Source organism: Flavivirga rizhaonensis (assembly GCF_004791695.1).
Classification (GTDB): Bacteria; Bacteroidota; Bacteroidia; order Flavobacteriales; family Flavobacteriaceae; genus Flavivirga; species Flavivirga rizhaonensis.
Map to the genome: position 1 here is coordinate 86,795 of NZ_SRSO01000003.1, position 16,100 is coordinate 102,894.

The 16,100-nt window shown below is 34.0% G+C and carries 8 protein-coding genes; all 8 read right to left on the reverse strand.

Features of this window, described 5'->3' with window-relative positions; translation table 11 throughout:
- Positions 1-175: 175 nt before the first annotated feature.
- Positions 176-892: a fibronectin type III domain-containing protein gene (locus EM932_RS03280; protein WP_135875453.1), complete on the reverse strand. Its 717-nt coding sequence runs from the start codon at positions 890-892 to the stop codon at positions 176-178.
- Positions 892-4,371: a carbohydrate-binding protein gene (locus EM932_RS03285; RefSeq protein ID WP_135875455.1), complete on the reverse strand. Its 3,480-nt coding sequence runs from the start codon at positions 4,369-4,371 to the stop codon at positions 892-894. Before EM932_RS03285 ends, EM932_RS03280 begins: the two co-directional genes overlap by 1 nt.
- Positions 4,372-5,068: 697 nt before the next feature.
- A complete protein-coding gene (locus EM932_RS03290; protein WP_135875457.1) occupies positions 5,069-6,187 on the reverse strand; it encodes an alpha-L-fucosidase in 1,119 nt (372 codons plus the stop codon).
- 57 nt (positions 6,188-6,244) lie between these two features.
- Positions 6,245-8,584 (reverse strand): right-handed parallel beta-helix repeat-containing protein, encoded by a 2,340-nt coding sequence (locus tag EM932_RS03295; RefSeq protein WP_170179702.1) that lies wholly within the window; start codon positions 8,582-8,584, stop codon positions 6,245-6,247.
- Positions 8,585-8,908: 324 nt separating this feature from the next.
- A complete protein-coding gene (locus EM932_RS03300; RefSeq protein WP_135875461.1) occupies positions 8,909-10,420 on the reverse strand; it encodes an alpha-L-fucosidase in 1,512 nt (503 codons plus the stop codon).
- A gap of 68 nt (positions 10,421-10,488) precedes the next feature.
- Positions 10,489-11,955: an alpha-L-fucosidase gene (locus EM932_RS03305; protein ID WP_135875463.1), complete on the reverse strand. Its 1,467-nt coding sequence runs from the start codon at positions 11,953-11,955 to the stop codon at positions 10,489-10,491.
- A gap of 33 nt (positions 11,956-11,988) precedes the next feature.
- Positions 11,989-14,442, reverse strand: a complete 2,454-nt coding sequence (locus tag EM932_RS03310) for a glycoside hydrolase family 3 N-terminal domain-containing protein (protein ID WP_135875465.1) — start codon at positions 14,440-14,442, stop codon at positions 11,989-11,991.
- 155 nt (positions 14,443-14,597) lie between these two features.
- The gene (locus EM932_RS03315; RefSeq protein WP_135875467.1) at positions 14,598-16,091 is read right to left on the reverse strand and encodes a sulfatase; all 1,494 of its coding nucleotides are present in this window, start codon (positions 16,089-16,091) and stop codon (positions 14,598-14,600) included.
- Between the last annotated feature and the right edge of the window lie 9 nt (positions 16,092-16,100).

Here is a 16,100-nt window from a genome sequence, read left to right on the forward strand (position 1 = left end):
TTTCGCCAGTTTCATACCCAATCAAGTTGAGCACAGGTTTTGACCTCTGGGTCAAAAATCGAAATTTTGTATTTTACCTCACCCAGAACTGCCAAAAAAGCAGTTCTGACCTCTCCGAAGGAAAGGTGAAGAGGAACCCCCGACCCAAGGGTCGGAGAATTTTTTGATTTAATACTTACTCTGTTTTAAAACTCCAAATCTGGCCTAATGTTACGCCTCCTTTATCATCTTTTGCTACTACTTTCCAATAATAGGTTGTGTTCGCTGCTAATGAAGAGGCTACATAGCTTTTTTCTGTATGGCTTGTGACTGCTGTGGTAACTGGAGGATTGTTAGTATCCAAATATACATCAAAGACCAAGGCATCGTTATCTACGTCTGTAGCTCCCCAAGATAATGACACGGAATTACCTTGAGTCGTTGAACCTAAAGAAGGCTGAATAAGTTTAGGTGAAAATGGTAAATGATTTTCTTCGCCTATACCCTCTGTATAAAGTTGAAAAATCGATGAGAATTCACTAGAGGCGTTCTTACTGTCGTTTGCTTTTACTCGCCAATAATATGCCACTGCTTTATCTAATAAAACGGTTTTAGTTGTAGAAGTTAAATTCGAAAAGCTATGGGTTATTTGAGTGAACTCAATATTCTTTGAGATCTCTATGGTATATTTTACCGCATCTCCATCTGGATCTGTTGAAGCTTCCCAATTAAAAACAAGATTGTTGTCTATACATAACAGATTATCTGTGGGATCTGTTAAAGTAGGTGTTGTTGGCACTTTATTTCCACTTGGGTCTGGATCAGGGTCTGGATTTGGTGCTGGATCGTCACCACCTCCGCTACATGAAACAATTGCTATACTAGCTGCTATAAGTAATAAATATTTTTTCATTATTTCTTCATTATTTTAAGAACCTTAGGTTTCTTGTCCAATTGAACAACTGCAAAATATATGCCTGCCGGTTTATTGTTTATATCTAATTGAATTTTCCCATTGTTTACTTTATAAGTCTTTGTTGAAATTAACTGCGAGTACACATTGTATAGTTCTACGGTTACATCCTTTAGGGGGATAGATAACTCTATTTCGAAATCTCCGTTGGTTGGATTCGGGCTTACTGTAACTATACCGTCCATGGTTTTCGTTAAAGCACCTTCACAGGCTACGCTTGTTTTAACTTCTATTGAGTCGCCATAATTGGCCACTACTGAAAATGATTTTGATGAGGTCTGTAAAACCATTTCACCATTTACCGACACATCAAAAGGTGCCGTTCCATCGGTTATATCTATAGCCACCTTGTTTGATTTTATGCTTGTTTTTCCTGTAACACTTGTACCTTCTTCTATTTGCAAACTATAACATTGTTCTACACTAGTAGCTGTGTTGGTGATACATAAATCATAAGTTCCCGGTGCTATATCCTCTATTGTCCATTCATTAGTGAAATTAATATCTGCTCCTCCATTAAAGTTGGCTACATAACTTCCAACATTTTTTGCTACGATCTTTATTTGTCCGTTATCCTCATCCGGACAGGTCTCTCCTGTTGTCTTAATAGTATAACTGTCATCACTAACATCTGATTTTCTTGTTAGTTTTATCCAATTAATATTAAAGCCTCCTTTTTCAGCATAAAAACGCATCACATACTTTCCTGCATCTAGAGAAATATTTTCGCTAACGGTAGTCCAATTTTGCAATCCTCCTGTAGACGGAACAGCTATAGCTCCCGTTTTATCGATACTATCAAACATAATTAAAAATTGCCCCGTAGCATTAGAAGAGGCTACTCTTGCCTCCAACTCATACTCATCTGTACTTTCTACACTTACTGTATAATCCATCCATTCACCATCATTAATATATCCAACATGGTATGTTCCATTAGTATCAGAAGTATTTTCTATATCAACTGCGTTAGAGCGGTACTGACCGCCTTTATTTGCCTCATCAACATCATAAAAAGCAACGCCATTACATCCTTCATCATAGCTTTCTGCTTCAATAATTCCTGGTATTTTATTTTTAGACGAAGTTAACACCTCAAAATACGCAGGATCGGGATAACGAAGGTTTATTTTTGCCAAATCTAAGGCACCTCCTGTTGATGGAACATTGTTATATTTTGTTAACACTTTATTTCTGTATTCGCTTTTATCAGGTGTTGTTTTCCTATAAGAATCAATCACCAAACCTACTCTTTCAAAATCCCATTTTTCAAAGCCACTCATTGGTGTAAAAGAACTTTTAAATCTAAAATCTAAGGCTGAAGGGTTTTCAAAAGCATCATTAGGATTAAAAGCAACAGGAGCCTCTATTTCAGCAGTAGTAGGCATATTATTAATAATATCTCCTATTGTTTTATTCGGATTATGACCATGATAGTTTACATATGGAATTTTACCTCCTGAAATATAATTATTTTTTAATGTAGAATATGACTGCGTCCATGGATGAGATTCAGGATCGGTTAAATCGAATATTTTAGAAAAATTTGGGTATTTAGCTATCCATATATTATTATTTTTCCATCCCTCTGTTCCAAATACAAGCTCTGCTCTTCCTAAGTAATTATTTTTTTCATTTACCGATAGTGTTCCTGCAGCAATCTCTTGCTGCATACGTTCATGTTCTTCTACAAAATTTATAAGGTTTTGTTCTTTAGATATTGCCTCATAAGGACTTTGAAAAGTACTCCATATAAATTGAATATCTATACCCACATTTCCTTCCACATGAACATCTGGTCCCGAGCCATCTGCGCCACCTCTTCCTGTTTTATAAAAAATATTATTATTCATTGATAAACCTGAACAACCGTCATCTCCACGAACGGCTGTAATAGGATGCGCACCTGGTGTTTCTGGAAAATGGTGAAAAAAATTATATTGTACTTTATTACCGAAATAAGAGAGGTTTCCACCAAAATAAATGGAATTCCAATCTCCCATAGCAAAACCAGAATTGTAAATCTCATTATATTCAATCACGTGATCATTTCCATTAAAGGAAAGACCTCCATTAACATTATGGATTAAATTATTTGCAAAATAGCCTCCTATCCCTCCAAAACCAACTAAACCGTAACCTTTAATACTGCAATTATAAATATGGTTATTAGTAGCTACATTATGTTCCTCTATTAAATTAAGAAAATTTTCCTCTCGCCCATCAATTGCGAAAGCATTAAAAAGGTCGAAGAAATTGCATCCATTAATAGTAGCATGCATATTCCTTTTAAGGTTTACTCCTCGACCATTTTGTGATGAAGAAAAACTACACCCTTTTATAGAAATATATTCTGAATTATTAATATCAATAGCAGCAAAACCAAAACCGCTAAAATTTATTTTTTCAAAATTGATGTGTTTTACATTACTCCCTTTAAATAAAGTAATATTATTTACTTGTACTATAGGAGTATTTTCATTTATAGGTTGTATTGGCCAAATAAAGAATAGTTTACTTTTTTTATCATAATACCATTCACCTGGCATATCTAATTGTGATATGGCATTGAATAATTTAAATCGACGAGGTAAAGTATGCTCATCTCTCACTCCATATCGGGTATGTTTAAGGAGTTGCATTTCTTTAGTATCCACATTTACACGTGCTAAAAAATTACGGTCGTAATACCAATCGTTAGTAAAATAGCCTTCCAATGCAATATCTTCAGAATTTTGTAAATCCTCATTCAATAAAGTTAAATCCATTGCACAGCTATTTTCCATAATAAATTTACCTCCTGAAGGGCTTTCAAAACTATATGGAGGTGGAGATTCTCCTGGTTTTAAAAACCTTGTAAACGGTCCTTCTTCTACAATGGTTTCCATATAACCAAATCCTTTATTAGGCCATTGTGCTACAGGAAGAGAATAACCATTCCATGAAATAACCCCGTATTTCCCTTCATCAAGATTCTGAAAAAAGTTTGATCCAGATAGATTTGCTACATATATTTCACTCTGTGAATTAACAGGTACTTTACTTATTACTTGGGAAGACATCTCTTCCAACTTCTTAAAAGATTCAAAAGGAATTACAGTGTTAGAACTAAATGTGACTTTTTCATCTTGATAAGCTTTTATTATTAATGGATTATTCAATTCTCCCGAATGATCACTATTTAATTCAATACTTTTATCAAAGTTATAAGTACCAGCTCTAAAGTTAATCTCTCTTATCGAATTGTTAGAAGCAACTTCTCCAAATGCCTTTTCTAATGTTTTATATGGTGAAGATATGCTTCCCGAATTTGAATCGTTTCCATTTGGGCTTACATAAATAACTTGCCCTAAAGCAGTTTTACAATAACTCATAGCCATCATAACTACTATAAACATGCAATATTTAAATTTTTTCATAGTTTTTTAATATTTACTTTTCTTTCGTCTCTTAATTTCATTAATGATTTTATTCATTATTTTGGAATTTATTCTATTAAATCTAGGTACATTTAACACAAAGATTCGCTTTGTAAAACAGACTTAAAACTTCAATATTCCATTGACAAACATTTGTTGTTTGCTATTTCTTTATCTCAAAACCCCGCTAGCACTAACTGAACTAATTGGGATCTCTTGTTTAAACCAATCAGAATATTTGTGCATTAAGCTCAACAGAAAATAATAATCCCATATGGTATTAACTTAAATTGTATTTTTTTTACATTCTTCATAGATTTTTTAATTTTGAATATATATAAGTCTCAAAATTAGTTATTATTCTTTTTTTTTATGTAGACATATCTTTCTCAATAGGAAACCAAATTGTTCGAAATTGGCTGTTCATCGTTTATTTTAATATTTTATGTGGATCATCTTAATATTTATATATACTTAAATAATAATTCCTTTATTTCTTATTAACAGCATTAAACTGGTAAACAATCTTGCTTTGCTTATTAAAAAATGATTTACTTCTCTGTGATGTGATAGGATTATGCGTGAAATTTGAGTACCATAAATTATGGTAATAAACCGAATGTAGAAATAATTGATTTTAGTATCCTTTAAAAATTTAATTGACACGTATGAGAATACTTTAATACAAATAATATGTTTATTCTATTTGATTTTCCATTCGTTCTTTTAATTCTTTTAATGGCGTTATCCATTTTTCAGGAATCTGGCCTGACCTATCTGGTGGAACATTTAATAAGAAATTTACCCTATTATCCAGACAAGCTTGAAATTTAGACACCAACTCATCCATCGGTTTTACTTTATCATCATCTTCCCAAAACCATTCATTTCCTATGGGCATATTGGATTCTGCTGGGACATAATACTCTTGTCCAGAGATATTTAATATCGAAGTGTATTTTTCTTCTGGTGAAAACCGCTCTAATGTCAGCACATCGGTAGGCCAAGCTTTATGCTCTAAAAACACTAATTTATTCCCTGTTTTCTTTTTACCATGATTCATTATCACTAACATATCCGGATATTTTTCCGATATGTGGTCGTAAATAAATTTTCGATAACCATCGCCTAATATGATAGGGATATCAATCCAAAACTGAGTTAATGGGCTATATTTTTCTAATAACTCATCTATTTGAGCGGTCATGAAATTTTGATACAAATGCGTTGTAAAAGGAGCTCCCTCTGCTGGGTTTGCCTCTGTTGGAATTACTAAAGCGCCGTTATAATTTTCACTTTTATCTGGTGTAAGGCTTCCAAATGTATGGTGATTATCCCAAGCACAATAATAAATACCAGGAGCTATTCCCTGTTTTCTACATGCTTTCACAAATTCGCCAACCACATCTGTTGTATCCTCATTATTACTAACATCGTAACCCGTATATTTAGAAGGCCAAAGACAATGCCCTGCTACATGTTTAGCCGTTAATACCGCATAATTCATCCCTGCTTCTTTTGCTACTTTTACCCATTGACCAACATCAAGATTTGTTGGATTATAAGCATTTATAGGGGCTTTACCATCTGGTAACTCTTCACCTAAAAAAGTGCTCATCCCATAATGAATAAACATGCCATACTTTAAATCTTGCCACTGTTCTAATTTTTTTTTAGACAGGCGTTGGTTAAGTTGATTAATTGAGACGTCTTTAATATCAGCGATATTTTTTTCTTTGCATTGTATCGTCATACTTAAAAATAAACAACCGACCACTGCTTTTACAATCCAAGAAATTATTTTGTTAGTTCTCATTTCTTTTTCTATTTATTATACGTTTTATTTAGAATCGAGCTAATAATCCAAATTATTTTAATTTTCAACTTTTAACCAAGGACCTGCTTCAATAACCTTAGACGTATTAATACGTTTTTTGGTTCCTGGATGACTACTGGAAATATCCTTGAAAAATTCTTTTAAAGCTTTTCGATATGCTTCTTTTTCCGGCATTTGCTTTCTATATTCATCCAATTGTAATCCCATTTTATCAAATGGAATTTTGGGAAAATTTGTTCCATCCTTAAACATGAAATCCATGTTTTCATAATTAACAAAATCATTCTTGGATAGCAATTCATTGTCTTTAACACTAGATCTCGCTACCACCTCAGGCTCTACTCTAGAGTCTATTATTCTATCTATAGATTTTTTATTATTGTAATAAAAGTTGCTTTCTATTTTAATATGGGTGGGCCATAAACGTCCATAAATACTACTGTCACTTAAAATAGTGTTCATAAGTGGGTACTTATCTTTCCATGGCGATTTGGACCAACCATTAATGCCTGTATATTTTTCTACTCTTCCAATATAATCTTCTTTTGTTCCACGCCGATGGTGGTTTAAATCTTTTTGGATTTCTTTTTCGATTTTATACATTTTTTCTCCTAGACTTCGTACATAATAAGCACCTCTATCACCTTCTAAGAATACATTTTCTTTTAGCGTATGCCCTGAACCACCAAACATAAAAATGCCTTTTGAAGCAGATTTATAAAAAATATTTCCTATACAGGTTGCTCCCGATTGCCCATCATCTAAATGTAAACCTGCTCGTTCTACTTTTCCTGGCACATGCATTAAATGATGGAAAAAATTATATTTATAACTATTCCCATAGCCTCCCAAATCTGCACCTGAATATATGGCACCTCCATCACCTTCATCATACCCTATATTAAAAAGCTCATTAAACTCCACTATCTGATCATTTCCATAAACAATCATAGCCTGTCCTAAGGAATTGTGTATCAAATTATGCCTGAAACTATTCCCTACACCTTTCATAACAATATTCACCTTTTCATGTTCAAAATTCTTTTGATAAATATGGCAGTTCTCTACTGTATTGTTTCCAGCAGTTATTTCATTAGGTGAGCGTATTCCTCCATCCAATTTTACATGCACATCTAAATCGATAAGATCACATCCTTTTACTGCATTATTAGTTCCTAATACTTCTAAACCTGTAGCTATAGAGTTGGTGATTTTTGATGAAGCCACTAGGTTATGGTCTCCACCAATTTTGTAGACGCTACCACTTCCTACATTCTTTACAGATAGTCCTACCACTTCAACATAACTAGTTTCATCCAAGGCTAAAAAGCCATCTGCTACAGATAATGCAATTTGTGTTTTCTCTGTCATTGGTTTTGGTGGATAAACAAACAACCTATTGGTTAACGGATCGAAGTGCCATTCTCCAGGTTGATCTAATTCGCATAACAAACCAAAAACACGAAAAGACTTATCGGTTTTTCGCCACGCCCAACCATAACCCAATGCACGAGTTAGGTGCACAGATTTCGTTTCTGCACTAGCAGCATAAATAGGCTGAGAACTTAGTAACCAATTGGCTTCGATATAACCTGTAAGTTGGTTTCTTGTATTATTTCTATTTATTTCTTCTTGCCATTGTAACCATGAACCAGCCATGTCATCTACTTTATCTGAAATATTAACCTGTGCTCCTCGGGGTTCTTTCAGACTGCCTTTCCACCCCCTTGGCTTTCCTGGTTCTAAATAAGGCACATGACCCGCACGAATTCCATGTGCCTCTTTGCCCACTGGAATTGCTGGAGGAGACACTTCATCTACGACTACTTCCATTTTAAAACTAGCATAGCCTTCATTAGGAAAAGCTGAAGGCAAAAATTCTTCGCCGTCATAGCTTAAGTTTAACATAAGGCTTTCGTTAAATCTTTCAACCATCTCCGTACTAGTAATAGTCGCCACTTTAATTTTATCTACTGCAGAACTAGCTAGTCTTGCTTTTTCTTCAGGGTTTTCAACATACCCAAAGCTTTCGGGAGCTATCAACATACTTCCATCAAAAAGTGCATGGGCACCTTCTTCTACATGAATTTTAATAGGTTGGTCTGGGGTTCCCTTAAATTCTGGCCCTAATATGATTTTTTTGTTAAATCGATATATACCTCCCATAACAGTAATTTTTAATCCGTTTTTAGGAAGTCCTTCTTCTTTTAACAGTTTCGATGCTTTTTTTATAGCTGCTTCAAATGACATTGGGTCTGATTTTGAACCAGAATTATTTACGCCTCCTTTGGGAGAAACATAAATTTCGAAAGTATTACAGCTAGTAAAAAGCAAGAACAAGGCTAACAGAAAGTAAATGTTATTAAACGTCTTCATTTTACATACCATTAATTTTCTTTTCTATAATCGTTGCCTACCTCTAGTAGCGTGATACTAAAATTTGGACTAGAAAATCTAGATTGACAACAATATTATTTATTATTTTTAGATTCCAATCTGTATTGTTATCTGCAATTCTGTACTTTAACTATTTAATCCTCATATGCACTAGAATTTCAAAATAAAGGTTGGAAATGCAATAAAATCTAGTATTCACTTAATTTCAGCATAGCAATGCTATGGTTAAATTAAAAATACAGCAAGCGATAATTTTGCAATAGTTTTAATCTACAATAGGTTTTCTCAGAATATATGTTTAATTTATTTTCCTTTTACAATCACTTCAGCAATCCTTAAAAAACCTTCTTTTTGCTTTTTAATTTTCACATATTGCCCTTTTATTCCATCCATTGTTATCGTAATTGATGGATCTGGATACTCTTTTATATTTTTTGACCAAACCTCCTTTTCATTCTTATCCAAAATAGAAACGGTAAAATTGGTCATTAAAGACTTACTTGCCTCATCAGTTGCATTATAAATACTAATTTCTTTAATCTTATGTGATTTTTGTAAATCTACCATCCACCATGGATTCACTTGTTGTTTAGTACCAGATGTTTGTTCCATCTCCCAAATTCCTTCTGTTACACCATCAACAGCAATATCTGCTCGCGGATACGCTCTTTTATCATTTATATATGGATGTGTAGTAGATTGCCAACAAGGTTTTAGAAACGCCAAATTATCAGTAACATCATAATTAAAACCCCAGTTAGCGCCAGATTCTTTTAAAGGTTCTGGTTTTTTCCATTTAGCTGCAGTTTTCTTTAATCTAGAAATAACATCCTCATCTATTCGACCTTGAGGATTTGGAGATAAATTCAATATATAAACGGAATTATGGGAGTTATAACTATCTAATTGCTTTAAGAGATAGTCAACACTTTTCGAAACCTGAAAGCCGTTATTATCATCCCACCACCATCCGCGCTGGATAAAATCTGAAGCTGCAGTAGGTCTCATATAATCTTTTGGGTACGGATAGGCTCTACCAGCAGCATCTGCAAAAGGCACTTCTGAATGTGCTAAATTTGATTCATATGTATGACTAATAATCAAACAATTAGGCTGAATGGATTTTACCAATTCATAAATTTCTCCATAAGGCATATCGTCAAAATCAGGATTGGTAGGCCAAGTAGACCAACCATCAAAATTGATATAATCTATAGGACCGTAGTTAGTAAGTAACTCTCTTATTTGGTTTTTGGTAAATTCTATTTCTGCTCTTGAAGTACTTCCATTTTCCACTTCGTGGTGGTAGTCCAGTATAGAATAATATAGTCCAACTTTTAGCCCTGCTTTTCTAAAAGAATCAACAAATGCCCTAACAACATCGGTTTTTACATTGGACGATGCCACATCATAATCAGTATATTCACTGTCCCAAAGACAAAAACCACCATGGTGCTTAGTCGTTAACCAGCCTCCTTCCATTCTAGCATCTTTGCAAACTTGCGCCCACTGGTCTGTATCTAAACCTGTTGGAGCCCACATTGTTGCAGGTTCTGTACCTCTTGAGCGTCCAATTTTTTCCTCAGAATTTAGATTTTTGAAAGTAGCCATATTATAGTGAAAATAAGCTTGATATCTAGTATTCACAAAATCCAATTGAAGCTGTGTTAAAGGTATAATATAGGGGTTCTTTTTGATTGTTAGACCTTTATGATTTTGTTCATTTTCTTGCGCTTTTACATCCTTTGAAATAAAAAGCATAACCGCAAAAGAAGCGACTAAGGCATAATATTTTACTATTCGATTTTTATTCATAATATTTATTATAATGTCTTACTATTATTTGTAACTATTAATTATGTAAGTTTTAGTAATTATTTTAGTTAGTGTTTCACACCTGACATTTTAAATGTCCATGCATTTTCACATGGTACTTCAGATGGACTTAATGTTGGAACATCTATAATGACATTCGCCCCTTGCTGTTTCCAATTTAAAGCTCTATCGTCGTAGCCCAACAACTCCACTTTTGCTCCTGATTTTAATGTTACATTCTTTACAACCAATTGATCCTTTGGAAATACAGGGCAAATTGCATAAAGGGTTGTTCCTTTTTTAGTAAAAAAAGCTTCTTTAGTTGCAAAACCAGGTTCAGGTTTAACAGTTAATCTCATAATATCATATTTCACCTTGTATCTGCCTCGCTCTGCGTCTGCAACTTTACCTTTGGTCCACTGACATGTTTCTTTATGAAGTGTTGTTCCATAAATAGCTTCTCCATTTATTGCTAACCAATCTCCCATTTCTATTAAACGTTCTTGCATAATAACAGGAATACGACCATCTGCAGTTGGGCCTATATCTAAAAGAAAATTACCACCTCTACTTACTATATCTATAAGCATGTATAAAAGTTCTTGAGTTGAGTTATAATCTTCAATATTTTCTGTTTTACTGTATCCAAAAGAGTGTGCCATACCTCTATTTTCTTCCCATGGCACATCAGCATTAGGCATTCCAGAACCGTATTCTGTAGTATAATACCCCCCGTGTTTGTGACGCGTTTCTTTACCCCACCGATCATTAATTACAACATCTTCCTTACTGGCCGATTCATTATACAACCACGCAAGCAATTCCGTAGATTTCCATGTGGTATGAGGATAATCCCATTCGCCATCTGTAAAAATGATAGAAGGTGCATACTTTTCAACGACATCTTTAAATTGTGGAATCATGTGTTTATCTACATATAAATCTACATCTGAGTTATATAATGGATTAAACCATTCGTAAAGCGAATAATATATTCCCATTTTTAAATCTGTTTTTCTTACTGCTTCTGTAAGTTCTCCTAATAAATCTCTTCCTGGACCGGAATTAGTCGAACTCCATGGTCTTCCCCATGATTTATCAGATTCTTTGCTAGGCCAAAGCGTATAACCATCATGATGTTTGGACGTTAATACAACATATTTTGCTCCTGATTTTTGAAAAATATCTGCCCATTGATTTGGGTCATACATATTACAATTAAACATAGGTACAAAATCTGGATAAGTGAAGTTTTTACCATATACCCTATTATGAAATTCATTAGTCTCCCTATACCCTTGTCTTGTTCTTTCGGCATTTACAAGATTCATCCAATACCATTCTGAATATGCGCCAACCTTAGAAAATGCTGGCACAGAATAAGGTCCCCAATGAATAAAAATTCCAAACTTAGCGTCTGTATACCAAGATGGAATTGGACGACTATCTACAGATTTCCAATTGGCATCATATTTATTTTGTGAAACCGTTTTTAATGTCCCTATTAATGCTATGACTATAATTATATGCTTCATGCTATTTTATTCCTAAATATATTTTAAATTAAGTTATTTTTTTGTTTTTGAAATTTTCATACTGGTACTCAAAATCTGTAAATCATCAATAATTAAAGGTGCTGTTAATTTAATATCTTCAGATGAGCTACCAACCATTATTTTAAAAGATCCTGACTCTACTACAAATTCCATATTTTCATTATAAAGGGCAAAATCGTATGGTTTTAATGTAAAACTTACTTTTTTAGTTTCATTTGGTTCTAAGCTAACCCTCTCGAAACCTCGTAACTGTTTTTCATAAACCGTCACACTAGACACCTCATCAGAAAAATAAAGCTGCACCACTTCATCGCCTTTTACAGCTCCTGTATTAGTAATATCTACAGATACCTTTACGTCTCCTTTACCATTATTATTAATTGTCGAACTTACTAACAAATTGGAATATTTAAATGTCGTATAACTAAGTCCGTACCCAAAAGGATACAGAAAACCGCCCACACGTGTTTTTCCTGAGCCATTTGGTCCTTTTGAAGGCTGATTTGCTTGCGCTCCAGGTTTTGATGGAAAGTTCATAGGGATTTGTCCCACTGTTTTTGGAAAAGACACAGGCAATTTACCTCCTGGATTGTAATTTCCTACCAACACATCTGCTATAGCAGCACCTCCAAATTTACCTTGAAACCATCCTTCTACAACTGCTGGCACGTACTTATTAATCCAATTTATTGTTAAAGGACGCCCATTAATTAAAACCACTACTACTGGTGTTCCAGTATTATATATAGCTTCAACTAATTTTTGTTGATTTCCTGGAAGGTTTAAAGACGTTCTTGACCTAGATTCTCCCACGGTTTCTTCATCATCACCAACTACCACAATGGCTAACCCAACTGTTTTTGCAATTTCTACAGCTTTATCAATTTCTTTTTGTTCTGATTCTATTGGTGACATTGGAATAATTTCTGAATCTGGCCAGTTTTCATCAAAGAAGTCACAGCCTTTAGTATATTTTATCTCAACATCTTTTGGAAACTTTTCTTTAATCCCCTCATAAACCGAAACGACATCTATATTTGATGGTCCGTACCTACTTATAGAGTGATTAATGGCTTTAGCATTTGGACCTGTAATCAACACTGATTTGTATTTATTAAAATCTAAAGGCAATGTTTTTTTGTCGTTTTTCAACAAGACAATAGATTCTAAAGAGGCTTGATATGAGATTTTTTGAGACGCTATATTTCCAACGGTCTTATCTGCTTTAGCAAACTCCTTTCCATAAGGCGTATCAAAAAGGCCTTGCCAAAACTTGACTCTTAAAATATCACGCACACAATCATCAATAATTTCCATACCCAATTTACCCTCTTTTACTAATTCTCTTACGGGAATAATGTAATCTTCGGGCATCGTAAAATCTGTTCTTATATTCAATCCTGCTTTTACAGATTTTAAAACCGCTTCTTTATGGTCTTGTGCCACATGATGTTTATCTGAAATGAATTCCACTGCACGGCTATCTGATACCACATATCCTTTAAACCCCCATGATTTACGAAGAATATCTCTTAAAAAATAGCTTGAAGCTGTTACTGGCATACCGTTATAATCATTATAAGAACTCATAACACCTAAAGCTTCGGCATCTTTAATAGCTCTTTTGAAAGGATATAGGTATAATGAAAATAATTCTCTTTTAGTAATGTGTGCATCTGTTCTGGCATCTCCATCACGCCCCCCTTTTGGAGCACTATAAATAGCAAAATGTTTTGGAGTAGACACAACCTGCTCCTCTTGTATAGATTTAACCATACTATAACCAAGTTCTCCTGTTAAATAGGGATCTTCACTATAACATTCAACTGTTCTTCCCCACCTTGGGTCTCTCGCTATATCAAGAATAGGGGCATATACATTGGTATACCCTAATAGTCTAGCTTCTTTTCCTGTGATATGACCAATTTGACTCACTAGATTTTTATTCCAAGTGGATCCTACTCCTATTTGAGATGGAAAACTAGTTGCTTTTTCATGACATAATCCTCGTATACCTTCATTTGTAAAATCGACAGGAATACCTAAACGTGTTTTTTCTATAAAAAATCGTTGTATTTCATTTAATGCTTTAATATGGTTAGAAGGCGGCCATGCCTTATCTGTTTCCGAGTCTGGGTGATATGCTAAATTATTAAGTTGCTCATCTATATTACCAATACCGTCTTTCCAAATTTCATTTTTCCAATCTTTAGTAGGTAATTCATCTTTTAAAACCCGACCAAAACCATAAAGCGTTGCCATTTGACAGCTTTTCTCTTCTAATGTCATTATGGATAATAAATCTTCTATTCGTTTTTCTACAGGCTCCTTAACATCCTCATAAGGTTCCTTACTTCCATTCTTGTTGAAATCTATCCAATCCTTGTGATAAATTTTCTTATTTACTTGTCCAGATATTAGAACTGGTAATAAAAGACAACTTAAATAGATTAATCGTTTTAGCATTTTTATAATCTTTATTTTTTATTTTACCTCAAGTATATTCATCCGAACTAAAAATAATATCGAACTCATGTTATTTAGTTATAATATAGGGGTAACCAAATATTGAATAACTTGTGCTTTCTGTGTTTTAATAATTTAGGGCTAAAAACCAAAAACTATTTAGTTAAACTTGCTTTATATACTTCACCGTAAAATTTTTCCATATCATATTTGGGAGCATTTACATCTTCTCCCCACTTATCCATAGCGCTTTTAAGCGCTTCTAATTTTTCTGGGTTTTCTTTTGCAAGGTTTTTTGTTTCCGAAGGATCTTCGTTCAGATTGAATAAAAGAAATTGATGTCTATCAAGAGCATACGGCATATTGAAGTATTCTATTAGCTTCCAATCGTCTTTTATAATACTGCGCCCAGGCCAGTTTCTTTCTGTTTTATTTGCATAATGAATTAATGACACATACTTTATCCAATTAAATTGCCTATTTTCAAATTTCACGCTTGGGTCTTTCAGTAGTGGTGTTAAGTCAACTCCATCTATATTTTTATTACGTTCTACATCTTCTTTTACATTCGCCATAGTAAGTAATGTTGGATAGATATCCCACCCTGCAACACGTTCATTACTAATAGATCCTGGCGTCACAACACCTGGCCAATACACGAACATAGGGACGCGCGTACCACCTTCATAAAACATCCCTTTTCCGCCTCGAAGCGGATAATTTTTAGTAATACCAGATCTAAGTTCACCTCCATTGTCACCCATAAATATTATAATGGTATTATCAGCCATTCCATTATCCTCCAATGTTTTAATAATCGCACCTACACCATCATCTAAATGTTCAACTAGTGCGGCATAAGTAGCATGTTTATGCTTATGTTCAGGAGTAATTAACTTCTTATACTTTTCTATTTTAGCTTTATTAGCTTCCATAGGTGTATGCACCGCATAATACCACAAGTTGAGAAAAAACGGTTTTTTACTATCTTTTTGATTTTCTATAAACTTAGCTGCTTCTGCAGATAATGCTTCTGTTAAATGTGTTTGGGGCGAATACGATTCTAAATCAGGAATTGCCGATTTTTTAGTTTTTTCTGCATTAAGGGTTTTACTTTTGTACGGATAGTTGTAACTACCCGGACAACAAAATTCGTTAGACGCTATCTCTACATCAAAACCTCTATCTTTTGGTCCGTTATCTCCACTACCTATATGCCATTTACCTATATGAGCAGTTGTATATCCTACTTTTTGCAATACGTTACCATACGTGATTTCCTCTGATGTCATTTCTATTCCACTTCCAGTAACACCTCCCAAACTTCCGTGGCTTACGGCTCCCAATCTACTTGGAGTTTTACCTGTAATTAAAGAAATACGACTGGGTTGACATGTTGGATGTGAAGCATGAGCCTTAGTAAAATACATACTTTGACTCGCCAGTTTATCTATATTAGGCGTTTGATATAAATCACTACCTGTAAACCCTAAATCTGCAAAGCCTAAATCATCTGCCAAAATAAAAATGATGTTTGGTGGTGATTTCTTAGTAAATTTTTCTACCGTTTCTTCTCCCAGAACTTTGTTTCCCTTACAGCTTGAGAATAACAATAAGGACAACATGCATACTATTATATTTTTACTCATAATTAAATT

Coding starts and splice junctions, on each gene's coding strand:
- EM932_RS03310 (WP_135875465.1), bottom strand. CDS start 14,442: ATGCTAAAACGATTAATCTATTTAAGTTGTCTTTTATTACCAGTTCTA.
- EM932_RS03315 (WP_135875467.1), bottom strand. CDS start 16,091: ATGAGTAAAAATATAATAGTATGCATGTTGTCCTTATTGTTATTCTCA.
- EM932_RS03290 (WP_135875457.1), bottom strand. CDS start 6,187: ATGAGAACTAACAAAATAATTTCTTGGATTGTAAAAGCAGTGGTCGGT.
- EM932_RS03305 (WP_135875463.1), bottom strand. CDS start 11,955: ATGAAGCATATAATTATAGTCATAGCATTAATAGGGACATTAAAAACG.
- EM932_RS03280 (WP_135875453.1), bottom strand. CDS start 892: ATGAAAAAATATTTATTACTTATAGCAGCTAGTATAGCAATTGTTTCA.
- EM932_RS03300 (WP_135875461.1), bottom strand. CDS start 10,420: ATGAATAAAAATCGAATAGTAAAATATTATGCCTTAGTCGCTTCTTTT.
- EM932_RS03285 (WP_135875455.1), bottom strand. CDS start 4,371: ATGAAAAAATTTAAATATTGCATGTTTATAGTAGTTATGATGGCTATG.
- EM932_RS03295 (WP_170179702.1), bottom strand. CDS start 8,584: ATGAAGACGTTTAATAACATTTACTTTCTGTTAGCCTTGTTCTTGCTT.